15 protein-coding genes are annotated in these 15,879 nt (G+C 61.6%); all 15 read right to left on the reverse strand.

All coding sequences use genetic code 11. The annotated features are described in order from the left end of the window. Positions 1 to 31 precede the first annotated feature (31 nt). The 15 genes from fliM to AC07VV_RS12630 all read right to left on the reverse strand — a co-directional run bounded on the left by fliM (position 32) and on the right by AC07VV_RS12630 (position 15,714). Positions 32 to 1,000, reverse strand: a complete 969-nt coding sequence (fliM, locus tag AC07VV_RS12560; RefSeq protein ID WP_003222890.1) for a flagellar motor switch protein FliM — start codon at positions 998 to 1,000, stop codon at positions 32 to 34. Positions 1,001 to 1,009: 9 nt separating this feature from the next. After that, on the reverse strand, positions 1,010 to 1,513 hold the full coding sequence (gene fliL / locus AC07VV_RS12565) for a flagellar basal body-associated protein FliL (protein WP_096822174.1): 504 nt from the start codon (positions 1,511 to 1,513) through the stop codon (positions 1,010 to 1,012). A 145-nt stretch (positions 1,514 to 1,658) separates the two neighbouring features. Next, complete coding sequence (locus AC07VV_RS12570) at positions 1,659 to 3,032, reverse strand: flagellar hook-length control protein FliK (RefSeq protein ID WP_495036387.1); 1,374 nt, start codon at positions 3,030 to 3,032, stop codon at positions 1,659 to 1,661. 105 nt (positions 3,033 to 3,137) lie between these two features. Next, entirely contained in the window at positions 3,138 to 3,485 is a 348-nt protein-coding gene (locus AC07VV_RS12575; protein ID WP_096822176.1) for an Hpt domain-containing protein, read from the reverse strand. 30 nt (positions 3,486 to 3,515) lie between these two features. After that, a complete protein-coding gene (locus AC07VV_RS12580; protein WP_096822177.1) occupies positions 3,516 to 5,219 on the reverse strand; it encodes an ATP-binding SpoIIE family protein phosphatase in 1,704 nt (567 codons plus the stop codon). A 5-nt stretch (positions 5,220 to 5,224) separates the two neighbouring features. Continuing rightward, positions 5,225 to 5,530: an STAS domain-containing protein gene (locus AC07VV_RS12585; RefSeq protein ID WP_096822178.1), complete on the reverse strand. Its 306-nt coding sequence runs from the start codon at positions 5,528 to 5,530 to the stop codon at positions 5,225 to 5,227. 101 nt (positions 5,531 to 5,631) lie between these two features. Next, positions 5,632 to 6,081: a flagellar export protein FliJ gene (gene fliJ / locus AC07VV_RS12590; protein WP_085733745.1), complete on the reverse strand. Its 450-nt coding sequence runs from the start codon at positions 6,079 to 6,081 to the stop codon at positions 5,632 to 5,634. A 6-nt stretch (positions 6,082 to 6,087) separates the two neighbouring features. Then, positions 6,088 to 7,446, reverse strand: coding sequence for a flagellar protein export ATPase FliI (gene fliI / locus AC07VV_RS12595; protein ID WP_096822179.1), 1,359 nt, complete (start codon positions 7,444 to 7,446; stop codon positions 6,088 to 6,090). Next, complete coding sequence (fliH, locus tag AC07VV_RS12600; RefSeq protein WP_495036388.1) at positions 7,436 to 8,242, reverse strand: flagellar assembly protein FliH; 807 nt, start codon at positions 8,240 to 8,242, stop codon at positions 7,436 to 7,438. Before fliH ends, fliI begins: the two co-directional genes overlap by 11 nt. Before the next feature lie 4 nt (positions 8,243 to 8,246). Then, positions 8,247 to 9,266, reverse strand: a complete 1,020-nt coding sequence (gene fliG, locus AC07VV_RS12605) for a flagellar motor switch protein FliG (RefSeq protein ID WP_007958288.1) — start codon at positions 9,264 to 9,266, stop codon at positions 8,247 to 8,249. Continuing rightward, positions 9,259 to 11,046, reverse strand: coding sequence for a flagellar basal-body MS-ring/collar protein FliF (gene fliF / locus AC07VV_RS12610; protein WP_495036389.1), 1,788 nt, complete (start codon positions 11,044 to 11,046; stop codon positions 9,259 to 9,261). Before fliF ends, fliG begins: the two co-directional genes overlap by 8 nt. A 15-nt stretch (positions 11,047 to 11,061) precedes the next feature. After that, positions 11,062 to 11,391, reverse strand: coding sequence for a flagellar hook-basal body complex protein FliE (fliE, locus tag AC07VV_RS12615; protein WP_096822182.1), 330 nt, complete (start codon positions 11,389 to 11,391; stop codon positions 11,062 to 11,064). A 128-nt stretch (positions 11,392 to 11,519) separates the two neighbouring features. After that, positions 11,520 to 12,911 carry a sigma-54-dependent transcriptional regulator gene (locus AC07VV_RS12620; RefSeq protein ID WP_495036390.1) on the reverse strand — a complete coding sequence of 464 codons (1,392 nt, stop codon included), beginning with the start codon at positions 12,909 to 12,911 and terminating at the stop codon, positions 11,520 to 11,522. 5 nt (positions 12,912 to 12,916) lie between these two features. Continuing rightward, on the reverse strand, positions 12,917 to 14,110 hold the full coding sequence (locus AC07VV_RS12625; protein WP_495036741.1) for a sensor histidine kinase: 1,194 nt from the start codon (positions 14,108 to 14,110) through the stop codon (positions 12,917 to 12,919). A 128-nt stretch (positions 14,111 to 14,238) separates the two neighbouring features. Continuing rightward, positions 14,239 to 15,714 carry a sigma-54 dependent transcriptional regulator gene (locus tag AC07VV_RS12630; RefSeq protein WP_003222863.1) on the reverse strand — a complete coding sequence of 492 codons (1,476 nt, stop codon included), beginning with the start codon at positions 15,712 to 15,714 and terminating at the stop codon, positions 14,239 to 14,241. Positions 15,715 to 15,879: the final 165 nt, after the last annotated feature.

Below are 15,879 nucleotides of genomic sequence, written 5' to 3' on the forward strand. Positions count from 1 at the left end.
CAGTTAAATGCGAAAGGGGTGTTGCGCCGCTTCAGCGGCGCTCGATCGGCTCGATCACCTGCAACGCGAGGTTGCCTTTGTGCGAGCCCATCTTGACCTTGAAGGCCGGCACGCCGTTGGCGCGCATGATCATGTCTTCCGGCATCTCGACCGGGATCACGTCACCCGGCTGCATGTGCAGGATGTCGCGCAGTTTCAACTGGCGGCGAGCCACGGTGGCACCGATCGGTACGTCGACATCCAATACGTCCTGACGCAGGGCGTTGACCCAGCGCTCGTCCTGGTCGTCGAGGTCCGACTGGAAACCGGCGTCGAGCATTTCGCGCACCGGCTCGATCATCGAGTACGGCATGGTCACGTGCAGGTCGCCGCCACCGCCGTCGAGTTCGATGTGAAACGTGGAAACCACGATCGCTTCGCTCGGGCCGACGATGTTGGCCATGGCCGGGTTCACTTCCGAGTTGATGTACTCGAAGTTGACTTCCATGATCGCCTGCCAGGCTTCTTTCAGGTCGACGAACGCCTGTTCCAGCACCATGCGCACTACACGCAGTTCGGTCGGGGTGAACTCACGCCCTTCGATCTTGGCGTGACGGCCGTCGCCGCCGAAGAAGTTGTCCACCAGCTTGAACACCAGTTTGGCGTCGAGGATGAACAGCGCGGTGCCGCGCAGGGGTTTGATCTTGACCAGGTTGAGGCTGGTCGGCACGTACAGCGAGTGCACGTATTCGCCGAACTTCATCACCTGCACGCCACCGACGGCAACGTCCGCCGAGCGGCGCAGCATGTTGAACATGCTGATGCGGGTGTAACGGGCAAAACGCTCGTTGATCATCTCAAGAGTCGGCATGCGTCCACGGACGATGCGATCCTGGCTGGTCAGGTCGTAGCTTTTGACACTGCCGGGTTCGGCAGCGTTATCGGTCTGTACCAGACCATCGTCGACGCCATGCAACAGCGCGTCGATTTCATCCTGGGACAGCAGATCCTGCACGGCCATGTCGTGTTCCTACTGCAGTACGAAATTAGTGAAAAGCAACTGTTCGATCACCACTTTGCCCAGCTCTTTCTGCGCCACTTCCTGGACGCTGGCCGTGGCCTTCTGGCGCAACATCTCTTGACCGACCGGCGTCGCCAAAGTGGCGAAGTCCTGACCGGAGAAGAGCATCACCAGGTTGTTGCGGATCACCGGCATGTGCACTTTGAGCGCTTCAAGATCGGCCTGGTTGCGCGCCAGCATGGTGATGCTCACCTGCATGTAGCGCTGACGGCCGTTCTGGTTGTAGTTGGCCACGAAGGCCGGCGCCATCGGCTCGAAAATCGCCGGCTGCTTGCCGACCGGAGCGGTTTCCGCGGCAGCCGCAGGTTTGCTCTGGGCGCTGTGCATGAAGAACCACGTCGCCCCCACAGACGCGCCGATGGCCAGCAGCAGCCCCAGAACGATCACAATGATCATCTTGAGTTTGCCTTTGGTTGCGGGGTCTTTTACTGCTGCTGCTTCGCTCTTCGCCATGCCAATAATCCGTCACTAATCGGGTTTTCACAGTCGCACGGCAAGGCAAGAGCAAGTGTTATGCCAGAAGTGTCGGAGGGCAATGGAGAGCGGTGGCAAAACAGACGAGGGAGCGGACAGGGCCGCTCCCTCGGGGGAGGATGAATCAGGCGTAGTAGTCGACGGCGCTGCTGCCGATCACGCTGGTGGTTTGAGCAGCTGCTTCGGCCACGGCCGCAGGCGTCAACTCTTCTTCCGAGGAGTCCAGGCGACCGCCGGCGGCGCTGGTGCGACCACCCTGCTGCCCCTGTTGCGCCTGCTCCTGGCCTTGTCCCTGCCAGCCACGGTTCTGGTCGGCAACGTTGACATCGACCTGCCCCATGCCTTGCTGCGTGAACATGTCACGCAGGCGATGCATCTGGCCGTCGAGCGCTTCGCGAACACTCGGGTGTGCGCTCATGAAGGTCACCTGGGTCTGCTGGTCCGGCACCATGTTCACCCGAATGTCCAGGCGACCCAGTTCGGCCGGCTGCAACTGGATATCAGCGGCCTTCAGGTTGTTGCTCGACAGGTACATGACGCGGTTGACCACTTCTTCGGTCCAGCCGCTCTGATGCATGGCGATCGGCTGGTTCACCGGCACCGCGTTGGCGGTTTTCGGTGTGGCCGCCTGAGTCAGCGCCGCCAGACGGTTGGCGAAATCATCCACGCGGGTATCGCTGGTGGCGGACTTCAGGTCTTTCAGGCCATCGTCGATCAGACCACTGAAGGCCTTTTCACCGCCCTGGCTGGTGCTGTCCTTGTCAGCCTGCACATCCAGCATGCTGGCCATGCCGGCGGCGAAGGTCTGAGCCGAGGTCAGCTCGCCATCCGCCTGGGCCTGGGCCGGCGTCGCCTTGGGCTGCGACTGGCTGGACGCGGAAATGTGACCGCTCTGCTCCATCGCCATGCGCACGGCCGGCATCGAGTCGAGCGGATCGGCCTCGGGATCGAAATCACTGTCGACGGCAGGCGCTGCCGTGGCAGCCGCCGGCAATGCAGCCACCGCTGGCGCCTGGGTTTCAGGCTTCACGGGTGTTTCGACGACTGGCGCCGCCACGACCGGCGGCGTGACGACCGGCTGCGCGACTTGCATCAGCGCCGGGTCCAGCGTCGGATCTACGACAGGCGTGGTGTCGGCGACCGGCGTGGTCGGTGTATCGGACGTATCGTCGCTGGCCACCGCGTCATCCGCTGCGGTCGACGAGGTTTTGTCGGCGGGCAAGGCATTGCCGCTATCGGCAACGGCCGGCTCGGGGGCGGCAGACTGATCCTTGCCGCTGTCCTTCTTGCTGACGCTGCCGGTGTCCTTGTCGCGAGCAGGTTTCACCGAGTTATCGGTCGCAACGGAAGGCTTGTTCTGTCCCTGATCGGCAAACACCTGAGCGAAGCTTGAAGCCTTGTCCCCGGGGCCTGCGGCCACCACTGACGGTTTGGCAGAGGCGGCTTGCGCCTTGGCCTGGGCGGCAGTCTGAATAAGAATGTTAGGGGTAGCAGGCATGGCACGGTCTCCGCTGCACTGGGATCGTAGGTACAGTTGAACGAGATAACTGCAAGTGCCGGGCCAGTTTCGTCCGGCGCCAAATAAAAACGCCGGACGGCAGGCTCAATGGGCGGGAGAGCGCTGTCGCTCGGCTTCATAGACGGGGCGCACATCCGCAAACTCGTTATGGATGTCGGCCACCAGCTTGATGATTTCGGACGGGCTCTTGTCCCTGGCGTGCAGCTCCAGCTCCTGGCAAAGCTCAGCCAGACGGGTCGCCCCCATGTTGCTGCTGCTGCCTTTGAAGCTATGAGCCACCGACGACAAGGCGTCGGCATCCGCGGTTTTTTGCAATTCACGCAGGCGCGCTTCGGAATCTGCCAGGAACGTATCCAGCAACTCCGGATAGCCATCCTCCATGACTTCTTGCAACGCACTCAGTACGTCGCGATCTACACAGGCATCAGTCACTTGTTCACTCCTTGATCAAGAATGCGCGGATTATGCCAGAGCCTCCCAGAAAAACTCCACGCGAGCACTGCGACCATCGTCTGACCAGCTCGGATTCCTGCTCAGTTGCCGGATCAGGCTGACGCCACGCCCCGACAAACGGACACCGTCGAGTGGCCGCTCCATCACCCGGGCCACGTCAAAGCCTTTGCCACTGTCTTCCACCCGCACGATCAGACAACCACCCTCGCCTTCCGGACGGACCTGCAAGTGCACGCGTACATAGCCATCCTGCAAGGCATCCAGTCGAGCATTACGCTGCTCATAATAGCGGGCAAAGCCTGAAGCATCGCGTTTGAGACTGGAGTCCAGCCCCAACACCCCGTGCTCCAGCGCATTGGAGTAAAGCTCGGCGAGCACGCTGTACAACGCCCCGCTCTGCGTGCGCAAGCCATGCACTTCGAGCAGCAATTGCAGCAGGTAGGGTAACGGATTGAAGCGTTTCAGGGTGGAACCGCGAAATTCGAAGCTCACCGACCAGTCCAGCGGGCACGACTGACCGCTGTCGGAATACACCGGTGCCGACGGATTGACCTGCGCCATTTCCAGCAGGCTGACCTCGACCATGCTCACATCGTCCCGGGCTTCGCCGCGAAAATCCTGCAACGCCTGCTCGATCTCGGCAAACAGCCGATCCGGCTGGCGATTGTCGGCAAACACCCGCTGCAAGCGCTCGACGCCGAACAACTGATCATTGGCATCGCAGGTGTCGATCACGCCGTCGGACAACAGGAACACACGGTCACCCACGGCCATCGACAGCACTTCGGTTTGATCGTCGAAGGCCTGCGGGCTGAGCACACCCAGCGGCAGATGCCGCGCCGCAAGCGGCACCCGCTCGCCCGTGGCGATGCGATGCAGATAACCGTCGGGCATTCCGCCGTTCCAGATTTCCACGCTGCGGCGCTGAAAACTCAGGCAGAGCAGCGTCGCGCAGCAGAACATGTCCACCGGCAGGATGCGCTTGAGCTTGGCGTTCATTTCCCGCAGGGTTTCGGCCAGGCCATAGCCCTTGGCCGTCATGCCGTAGAACACTTCCGCCAGGGGCATCGCACCGACCGCCGCCGGCAGACCGTGCCCGGTGAAATCACCGAGCAACACATGCATGTCACCGGCCGGCGTGTAGGCCGCCAGCAGCAGATCGCCGTTGAACAGTGCGTAGGGTGATTGCAGATAGCGGATGTTCGGCGCACTCAGGCAACCGGAATGCGCGACCTTGTCGAATACGGCCTTGGCGACCCGCTGCTCGTTGAGCAGGTAGTCGTGGTGCCGGGCAATCAGGTCGCGCTGCTCAAGCACCGTGGCTTGCAGGCGACGCAAGCGATCCATCGCCTTGATTTTGGCGGACAGGATCACCTGGTTGTACGGCTTCGCCAGAAAATCGTCACCGCCAGCCTCCAGGCATCGCACCAGGGCTTCGCTCTCGGTCAGCGAGGTAAGGAAAATGATCGGCACCAGGTTTTCACCCGCCAGCACCTTGATCTGCCGCGCAGCTTCGAAGCCATCCATCACCGGCATCATGGCATCCATCAGCACCAGATGCGGCTGCTGAGCAGAAAACACCGCGACCGCTTCCGCCCCATTGGTAGCCGTCAGCACGACATGCCCCTGACGGCGCACGATCGTCGACAACAGCAGCCGGTCGGCGGCGCTGTCTTCGGCGATCAGGATCGTCAGCGGTTCTTGCGGCTGCATGGCCGTCAACTGATGTCGAACAGTTTGTCGAAGTTGGAAATGGCGAGGATCTTGCGCACATCCGAATTGCTGTTGATCACTCGTACGTCCGAGTCGTCACCACCCGCGTGATCGCGCAGCAGAAGCAGCATTCCCAGAGCCGAACTGTCGAGATAGGTGGCATCCTTGAGATCCACCACGATGGCGTCGGGCTTTTTATTGAGTCGCTCGTAGGACTCGCGAAACTCCTGATGGCGTCCGAAATCGAACCGGCCCTTGATCGAAATCGTCAGCTTTTGCCCATCCGGAGAGACTTCTGTAACGACTGACATGTACTGGCTTCCTTGTCATTGACGAACCTGTACAAGGTTTAGCACTTGCAAGGGTAAGGGGCAAGGCAGGAAGTCGCCGGATACTGTCAGAGATCAACCCGTCAGTAGGCATCTCGGCGCGGCAGGCGTTGGGACAACTCGTCCAGCAGCTTCTGCTCGCGCTTGTCTTCGGCGCGCTGGGCTTCATCGCGGTAGCGTTGTACAAGTTTGCGCAAACCTTCGACCCGGGCAAACGCCTGCTGCCAGGCATCGCGGGCCTTGTCCAGATTGTTCTGGTGCCATTGCAGGCTTTGCCGCTGTTGATCGACCGCGGTATCAAGTTGCGCCAGAAAGCCCTGAAAACCCAGCAGCCATTGCCCGGACACGCCTGTGCTGCCGCGCACGATCCATTGCTCGGAGTAATCCAGACGAAAGGCATGCAGGTCGGCGAGTTTGCTTTCGGCCACCTTCACCTGCCCCTGGAAATAACCCAGGCGTTGCACGGCGGTTTTCTCGGCTTTTTCGGCCATTTCCACCACCGGCGCCAGACGCGCGGCTCGGCTCAGGGCCATGGCCGGTTACCCGCCGGCCGCAGGGGCGAAAATCGTTTCGAGGTACGCCTCGCTTTCACCCAGGCTGATGCTGTCGTTCAGGCCCTGACGCAGGTACCTGACCAGTTGCGGCTGCAGATTGATGGCAAGGTCCGTCTCGCGGTCACCGCCGGCAACATAGGCACCGACGCTGATCAGATCGCGACTCTGTTGATAGCGCGACCACAGCTGCTTGAAGTACTGCGCACGGGTCATGTGCTCCGGCGAGACCACCGCCGGCATCACCCGGCTGATCGAGGCTTCGATATCGATGGCCGGGTAATGACCTTCTTCGGCCAGACGCCGGGACAACACGATGTGCCCGTCGAGCACGCCTCGCGCCGAGTCGGCAATCGGGTCCTGCTGGTCATCGCCCTCGGACAATACGGTGTAGAAGGCAGTGATCGAACCCCCGCCCTTCTCCGCGTTACCGGCGCGCTCCACCAGCTTCGGCAGTTTGGCGAACACTGAAGGCGGGTAACCCTTGGTCGCCGGCGGCTCGCCGATGGCCAGGGCGATTTCCCGCTGGGCCTGGGCGAAACGGGTCAGGGAATCCATCAGCAACAGGACGTTCTTGCCCTTGTCGCGGAAATACTCGGCGATCCGCGTGCAGTACATCGCCGCACGCAGACGCATCAGTGGCGCGTCGTCCGCTGGGGATGCAACCACCACCGAACGCTTGAGGCCTTCTTCACCGAGAATGTGCTCGATGAATTCCTTAACTTCACGACCCCGCTCACCGATCAGGCCGACGACGATGATGTCAGCCTCGGTGAAGCGGGTCATCATGCCGAGCAATACCGATTTACCGACACCGGTACCGGCGAACAGGCCCAGACGCTGACCGCGACCGACCGTCAACAAACCGTTGATGCAACGGATGCCGACGTCCAGCGGTTCGCTGATCGGGTCACGGTTGAGCGGGTTGATGGTCGGGCCGTCCATCGGCACCCAGTCTTCGGCTTTCATGCCGCCCTTGCCGTCCAGCGCACGTCCGGCGCCGTCCAGCACGCGACCGAGCATGCTCATGCCCATCGGCAAGCGACCGGTATCGGCCAGCGGCACCACACGGGCGCCCGGCGCAATACCGGCAACACTGCCGACCGGCATCAGGAAAACTTTGCTGCCAGAGAAACCCATGACTTCGGCTTCAACCTGCGACGGATGATAGCTGTCGTCGTTGATCACCATGCAGCGGGTGCCCATGGCGGCGCGCAGGCCTTCGGCCTCGAGCGTGAGGCCGACCATGCGCAGCAGGCGCCCTTCGAGAATCGGCGCACCGGGAATTTCGGCGGCTTCAGCGTAGGTGCTCAGGCGCTTGGCGAAACTGGTGCGTTCAAGGCGCATCGGGGGCGTCCGCGAGCGGCTCGTCGGTGACGGGTGCCGGCTTCGGCGCTTCCGGCAAGTCCAGGCTCATGTCCGGCGCGGCCGGGTGCAGGGCTTGTTCGTGCAACTGATCGAACAGCTTGGCCATGACCTGGCTGACGCGGGTTTCGATGCTCGCATCGATCCGGCTGTGTTCGGTTTCGACCCGGCAACCGCCCGGCAGCAGCGATTCGTCCTCGACGATACGCCAGGTTTCCTCATGACGCTCGCGCAGGGCTTTGACCTGTTCGAAGTCCTGCGGATTGACGTACAGCCGCACATTGCCCACGCCCAGCGGCAACAGCTTGAGGGCGTCGCGCATGACGTGTTCGATCTGCGTCGAGTCGATGGCCAGTTCGCGCTGGATCACCTGTCTGGCAATGTGCTGCACGAGGTCGACCAGGGATTTTTCGATCTGGGTGTCTTGTTCGGCGATGGGCTCGAACAGGTTCGCCATCAACTGCTCAAGGCTATTGATCTTGGCTGTCAGGGCCACTTCGGCTTCCTGGCGCACCTTGAGGGTGGCGCTGTGGAAACCTTCTTTTTCGCCGATGGCGAAGCCCTCGTTGTAAGCCTCCTGACGGATGCTTTCGAGTTCTTCCAGGGTCAGTGGCTGGACTTCGTCCAGCGGCACTTCCTCCATCTCCGGCGGTTCGGGCTCCGGTTCCGGCTCGGGTTCCGGTGCCGGCGGATCGAAACTCGGGATTGCCCAGGTTTCGAAACCGCGGACGTCCCGGGCACGGATCAGGTCCGTTACATCGTCGTCGTTCTTGCCCATGGTGTTAGATCATTTCCTCGCCGCCCTTGCCACCGAGCACGATTTCTCCGGCTTCGGCCATACGGCGGGCGATGGTGAGGATTTCCTTCTGCGCGGTTTCCACGTCGCTGACGCGCACCGGGCCTTTGGCCTCGAGGTCGTCGCGCAGCAGTTCGGCAGCACGTTTGGACATGTTCTTGAAGATCTTTTCCTTGACGCCTTCGTCCGAACCCTTGAGGGCCAGCACCAGCACATCGGAGGACACTTCGCGCAACAGCGCCTGGATACCGCGGTCGTCGACATCGGCCAGGTTGTTGAACACGAACATGAGGTCTTCGATCTGACCGGACAGGTCTTCGTCGACTTCGCGGATCGAGTCCATGAGCTGGCCTTCGATCGAACTGTCGAGGAAGTTCATGATGTCCGCCGCACGCTTGATGCCACCCAGGGTGGTGCGCGAGGCATTCGAGTTGCCGGAGAACTGCTTCTCGAGGATCTGGTTCAATTCTTTCAGCGCGGCCGGCTGCACGGTGTTCAGCGACGATACGCGCAGGATGATGTCCAGACGCACCTTGTGGTCGAAGTTGCCCAGCACTTCACCGGCCTGATCCGGATCGAGGTACGCGACCACGATTGCCTGGATCTGCGGGTGTTCGTAGCGGATCACGTCGGCTACGGCGCGCGGTTCCATCCATTTAAGGCTGTCGAGGCCGCTGGTGTTGCCGCCCAGCAGAATGCGGTCGATCAGGCCGTTGGCCTTGTCTTCACCCAGGGCCTGGGTGAGCATTTTGCGCACGTAGTCGTCGGAGCCGACGCCCAGGCTGGTCTGGTCGCCGACGATGTCGACGAACTCGCTCATGACCTGCTCGACCTGCTCACGGTGGACGTTGCCCATCTGGGCCATGGCCACGCCGACTCGCTGAACCTCTTTGGGGCCCATGTGGCGCAGCACTTGCGCAGCATCGGTCGAACCCAGGGACAGCAGCAGAATCGCGGCTTTATCGACCCGGGACAGTTTGGCGACGGCGGCTCGGTTATCACTCATCTGCGTTAATCCACTCTTTCACGACCTGGGCCACACGACCCGGGTCTTCTGCCACCAGACTCTTGATTGCGTTCAACTGAGCGTCATAGCCTTCGCTCGGGCTCGGCAGCAGGATGCTGGTCGGGCCGCCGAGGCTGACGCGATCGTTGGACAGTTCACCGTCCAGACCGCCCATGCCACCGAGCTCCATGTCGCCGCCCAGACCGGCCAGCTCCTTGCCTTTGCCGCCACCGGTGATGTTGTTGAGCACCGGACGCAGCACGCCGAACACCAGCACCAGGATGAACAACACACCCAGCACTTGTTTGACGATGTCCCAGAACCATGGCTGGGAGTAGAACGGAATGTCGGCAATCACTTCGCCGCGCTCGGCGGAGAACGGCATGTTGATCACGCTGACGCTGTCGCCACGGCTGGCGTCGAAGCCGACCGCGTCCTGCACCAGGCGAGTGAAGCGCGCCAATTCGTCGGCGCTCCACGGCGCACGAGTGGTTTCGCCGTTGGCCGGGTTGATCTTGACCTGATCGTCCACCACCACCGACACCGACAGGCGATTCAGGCGACCCTGCTGCTGTTTGGTGTGGCTGATGGAACGGTCGAGCTCGAAGTTCTTGGTGGATTGTTGACGCTTGTCTGCCGGGTACGGCGCGAGCATCGGCTGGCCGGTGGCCGGGTCCATGATCTGCTGACCGTTGGCGTCAACCAGTGGCTGGCCCGGTTGCACCATGCTCGCCGGGGCTGCTGCGCCACCGGTGGTTTGCGGTGCCGAGGCTGGCGACGGCGGCTGGTTGCTCAGGGCACCCGGAACGCCTTGCGGGCCATTGCTGGCGGTACGCTGTTCGTTGACCGACTGCTCGCTGCGCAGCGCCGGCTGGTCAGGGTTGAACTGCTCGGCGGTCGATTCGACGGCACTGAAGTCGACGTCGGCCGACACTTCAGCCTTGTAGCGATCGTTGCCCAGTACCGGTTGCAGAATATTGTGCACACGCTGGGTGAGCATGCTTTCCATGCGACGGCTGTAATCGAACTGCTTGCCGGCCATGGTCATTTCAGAGTTTTCCGCCTGATCCGACAGCAGGTTGCCCTTCTGGTCGACGACGGTGATCTGCGACTTGCTCAGCTCGGGAACGGAAGTGGCCACCAGATTGATGATGGCAACCACCTGACCCGGCTCCAGCGAACGACCGGAGTACAACTCGACGAGTACCGAAGCACTTGGCTTACGCTCGTCACGCACGAACACCGAACTTTTCGGGATCGCCAGGTGAACGCGCGCGCCCTTGACGTTGTTCAGGGCGGAGATGGTGCGGGCCAGTTCGCCTTCGAGGCCGCGACGATAACGCGTCGCTTCCATGAACTGGCTGGTACCCAGACCCTGTTCCTTGTCGAGAATCTCGAAACCGATATTGCCGTCGCTGGGAGTGACACCAGCGGCCGCGAGCTTCAGTCGCGCACGGGACAGGTCATCGGCCTTGACCAGCAAGGCGCCGGAATTCGGTTCAACGGTGTACGGAATATCGGCGGAGGCCAGAGTGTCCATGACCTGCTTGGCGTCCATACCGGCAAGGCTGCCGTACAGAGGCCGGTAGTCCGGTTGCTGCGACCACAGCACCACGGCAAAGCCAATCGCCACGCTCGCAGCCAGGCCGACCAACAGGCCCACCTGACGCAGCATGGTCATCTCGGAGAGGTTTTCCAGGAAGGACAGACCGAACAGCGGCGGTTTGCCGTCTATCGGGGTGGCCTTGGCCGGAACGTTATCGGCGACTGCTTCTGCCATGACTCAATCTCGTCCTTAAACCGGCATCTGCATGATGTCTTGATAAGCCTGAACCAGTTTGTTGCGCACCTGGGTCAGAGCCTGGAACGACACGCTGGCCTTCTGCGAGGAAATCATCACGTCCGTCAAATCGACGCCGCTCTTGCCGATTTCGAACGCGTTGGCCAATTGGCTCGAAGCCTGTTGGGTATCGTTCACTTTGTTGATGGCCTGACCGAGCATGTCGGAAAAGCTGCTGCCCGCCACTTCAGGGACGGCGGCAGTCGATTTCGGCTTCGACATGGCGTCCATTTGCATGGCCTTCATGTCCGTCATCAACCGATTAATTTCAATACCTTGGCTCATGGTCTACTCTCTTGGGCGGCCCGCAATTTTTTGACACTCACTCGGCGGGTACTCAGGTGTTAGCAACAACGGTGCCAGCTCACGGGCACCGCTTCGAGAAATGCGTTTTCAAACGTTTGCGCCACCCGTCAGGTGGCGAACAGATACCCTTCGACGTCCATCCCGGCATCGCGCATTTGCGCCAGTTTGTAGCGCAACGTACGCGGGCTGATACCGAGTTTTTCGGCGGCTTCCTTGCGTCGTCCGCGCTCGGTGCGCAGGGTGTCGATGATCATCTGGAACTCGCGACGACGCAGGTCATCGCCCAGCGCGCCGGCCGAATCCGCCTCGATGTCGACTTCACGAATGACTGGCGCAGTCGGTACCGCCACCGGCAACGGGGCGAACAGCGCAGGCCCGGAGAGACAGAAATCCTGCGGCTGGATCAACCCGCCCTGCTGCAGAATCAACGCCCGCTGGACCGCGTTATCCAGCTCGCGCACGTTGCCCGGCCATGGATAACCGATCAGGCACGCCTGCGCCTCGGGCGAGAACTTCGCCATTGCATGCTTCATTTTATTGACGTGTTTGGCCAAAAGACGCTCGGCCAGCGGCAGGATATCGGCGGTCCGCTCACGCAACGGACGCCAGGCCAGCGGAAAAACCGACAGACGATAGAAGAGGTCTTCACGGAACCGCCCCGCCGCTACCTCGCCTGCCAGATCACGGTTGGTGGTCGCGACCACCCGGATATCGAGGGTGATCGGCTTGCGCGCACCGACCCGCTCCACCTCGCGCTCCTGCAGCACCCGCAGCAGCTTGGCCTGCAAGCCCAGAGGCATTTCGGAAATTTCATCGAGCAGAATGGTGCCGCCGTCGGCCTGCTCGAACTTACCGGCCTGCGCCGCGATGGCGCCGGTGAACGAACCCTTCTCGTGACCGAACAGTGTTGCTTCGAGCATGTTGTCCGGGATCGCCGCGCAGTTGATTGCAATGAACGGCTGACGGGCGCGATGGGACTGCTGGTGAATGTAGCGCGCCAGCACTTCCTTGCCGGTGCCGGACTCGCCGGAAATCAGCACGGTGGAATCACTGCGCGCCACCCGCGCTGCCAGATCCAGCAACTGCGCACTGGCCGGCTCGACCGCGATCGGCCCTTCCGCGTCGGCTGTACCGAGATTGCCCAAGGCATGGCGCGCGACCAGATCCAGCAGTGCCTTGGGCTCGAAAGGCTTGACCAGATAATCCGCCGCGCCCTGGCGCATGGCATCGACCGCGCGCTCGACGGCACCGTGAGCCGTCATCAGCAACACCGGCAGTTGCGGCTGGCGGGCGCGCAGCAGGCCGAGCAACTGATGACCATCCATACCGGGCATGTTGACGTCGCTGACCACCAGGCTGAACGCCTCGCACTCCACTGCCTTCAGCGCCTCCTCGGCCGAACCCACTGCGTGATAATCGTGGCCGGCCAGCAGCAACGTATCGGCCAGCGCCTCGCGCAATGAACGGTCATCCTCGACCAGCAGAACCTTGATGCCCATGACCTTCACTCAGCTCCCTGTACAGCGGAAAACATCGGCAGGATCACCTGCGCGCACGTGCCGCGCCCGACTCGCGAGCGCAGCTGCAATTGTCCCTGATGAGCACGGGCCACGGCCTTGACCACGGTCAGGCCCAGGCCGGTGCCGGTGACCTTGGTGGTGAAAAACGGCTCGCCCAGCCGCGCCAGCACCGCTGGCTCGATACCACCGCCGTTGTCACTGACGCACAGGCGCAGGGTGTTGTCGCGGGTGTAGCAATGCACTTTCAGGCGCACGTCACCGCCACTGGCCTGAATCGCGTTTTCAATCAGATTGAGGACTGCGCCGACCAGCGTGTCGCGATTGCACAGCAACTCGCCCGCATGGCTGTCGCACTGCCAGCGAATTGGCAGATCCTGCACATGGGTCAGCGCCGCGGCCTGCAACGACTGCATCAGGGCATTGGGCGTGATGCGGTCGGTCAGCGGCAATTCACCGCGAGCGAACACCAGCATGTCGCGAACCTGGTGCTCCAGCTCATGCAGACGCTCTTTGAGACGCCCGGCAAAACGTTGTTGAGTGGCAACCGGCAGCGCCTGCTCAGTCAAATGACTGGCATACAGCAGCGCGGCGGAAAGCGGAGTGCGAATCTGATGAGCCAGCGAGGCGACCATGCGCCCCAACGACGACAGCCGCTCGTGGCGTGCGAGTTGATCTTGCAGGTGACGGGTTTCAGTCAGGTCGTTGAGCAACACCAACTGCCCCGGCTCGGCGTCCAGCGAACGGGTGGCAATCGACAGGCGTCGACCGTTTCTCAGGGAGATTTCATGACCATCATCTTCACGGGGCGCGAAGCAGCGTGCGATGACATGGCGCCACAGCTCGCCCTGGAGCGGTAAACCGAGCAGATCGATGGCGGCCGGATTGGCCTCGCACACGATGCCATGACCGTCGATGACGATGACGCCACCGGGCAACAGATCGAGGAGATTTTGCAGACGGTTGGCCAGACGTTCTTTTTCCGCCAGCTCCTGCATGCGCTGGGCGCTGACCACGGCCAACTCGCCCTTGAGCTCGGTGACCCGCGCTTCAAGCATGCTGTAGGAATCGGTCAGTTGACTCGACATCTGGTTGAACAGCGCGAACGCCTGCTCAAGACCCTGCCGACTGGCCTGCTCTACGGACGGCAGTTGCCCCGAGGAATCGGGAACAGAAGACATCTGGGAGGCTTGGGGCATTGTGCTCTCTCGCTTGGCTGACCGTCAGTTAAACGGAACGTTGCGAGGGACGTAGCAATACCCGTGCCTAAAAAAAACTGCTTATAAATGAAGCAGTTGAAAAACAGGCGTCAATCATCCGCCTGTTCATCACCTTCACGCCGGCTCATGCCGTACTTGCGCATCTTCTCCACCAGCGTGGTGCGACGGATGCGCAAACGTTCGGCGGCACGGGCCACGATGCCATTGGCATCATCCAGCGCCTGCTGGATCAGCCCCTGCTCCAGACCACCGAGGTAGTCTTTAAGATCCAGACCTTCCGGCGGCAGCATGGCGTTGGCGGTGAAGTCCGGCGTGTGGCCGTTGATCGCCACGCGCTCTTCCAGGTCGCTGCGCAGGCTGTCGACCATTTGCTCGTCTTCGTCGTCGACGTAGCGGAATTTCTTCGGCAGTTCGACCACACCGATCACCCCGTACGGGTGCATGATCGCCATGCGTTCCACCAGGTTGGCCAGTTCGCGAACGTTGCCCGGCCAGCCGTGACGGCACAGGGACATGATGGCGGCGGAGTTGAAACGGATCGAACCGCGCTTCTCGTGCTCCATGCGCGAGATCAGCTCGTTCATCAGCAGCGGAATGTCTTCGACGCGCTCACGCAGCGGCGCCATCTCGATCGGGAACACGTTCAGGCGATAGTAGAGGTCTTCGCGGAAGGTGCCGATCTCGATCATGCTTTCGAGATTCTTGTGGGTCGCGGCAATGATGCGCACGTCGACGCTTTGGGTCTTGTTGCTGCCCACGCGCTCGAAGGTGCGCTCCTGCAGCACGCGCAACAGCTTGACCTGCATCGGCAGCGGCATGTCGCCGATTTCGTCAAGGAACAGCGTACCGCCATTGGCCAGCTCGAAGCGGCCGGCACGGCTGGTGATTGCGCCGGTGAAGGCGCCCTTCTCGTGGCCGAACAGCTCGCTTTCCAGCAGCTCTGCCGGGATCGCCCCGCAATTGACGGGCACGAACGGCGCGTCACGACGCTTGGAATGGTAATGCAGGTTGCGCGCAACCACTTCCTTGCCGGTGCCGGACTCACCAAGGATCAGCACGCTGGCGTCGGTGTCGGCCACCTGCTGCATCATCTGACGCACATGCTGGATCGCCCGGCTGGTGCCGACAAGGCTGCGGAACAGGTTGGGTTCGCGATGACGGCCGCGCTCGCGGGCCTGGTCGTACATTTCGCGATAGACCTGGGCGCGGTGCAGGGAGTCCAGCAGCTTGCTGTAGCTCGGCGGCATTTCGAGGGTCGAAAGTACCCGGCGGCGTTGGTCTTCGGGCAAGTCCACCGAAGAATTATCGCCCATCAGCAAAACCGGAAGGAACTCATCCCAGGTTGAGAGTGTCTTTAACAGGCCCAAGAGCGCACCAGGAGCATTGACCGTCCCGATCAGTACGCAAATGACCTCACGACTAGACGACAAAGAGCCGACTGCCTGCTGCCAGTCATGGCTTCCGCAGGGTAAATTTTCTTCGCCAAGAAAATTTAAAATCACCGCCAGGTCGCGGCGGCGGACGCTATCGTCATCGATCAGCAGAATTTTGGTTTCACGCCACATGCAATAGCAACTTCCCTAGTCAACTCAATGCCCGAAACGAGGGGCAAGCGAGACGCTTGCAGGACACCTTGTGCCTGTAGACGCCTGAAATCTGAAAACAGCCACTAGTTAAGTCAAAAAACCGTGCACAGTCAAATTTATGGCGCACATGTCTGGATTAACTGA

Source organism: Pseudomonas sp. GW821-FHT02C04, from assembly GCF_059421845.1.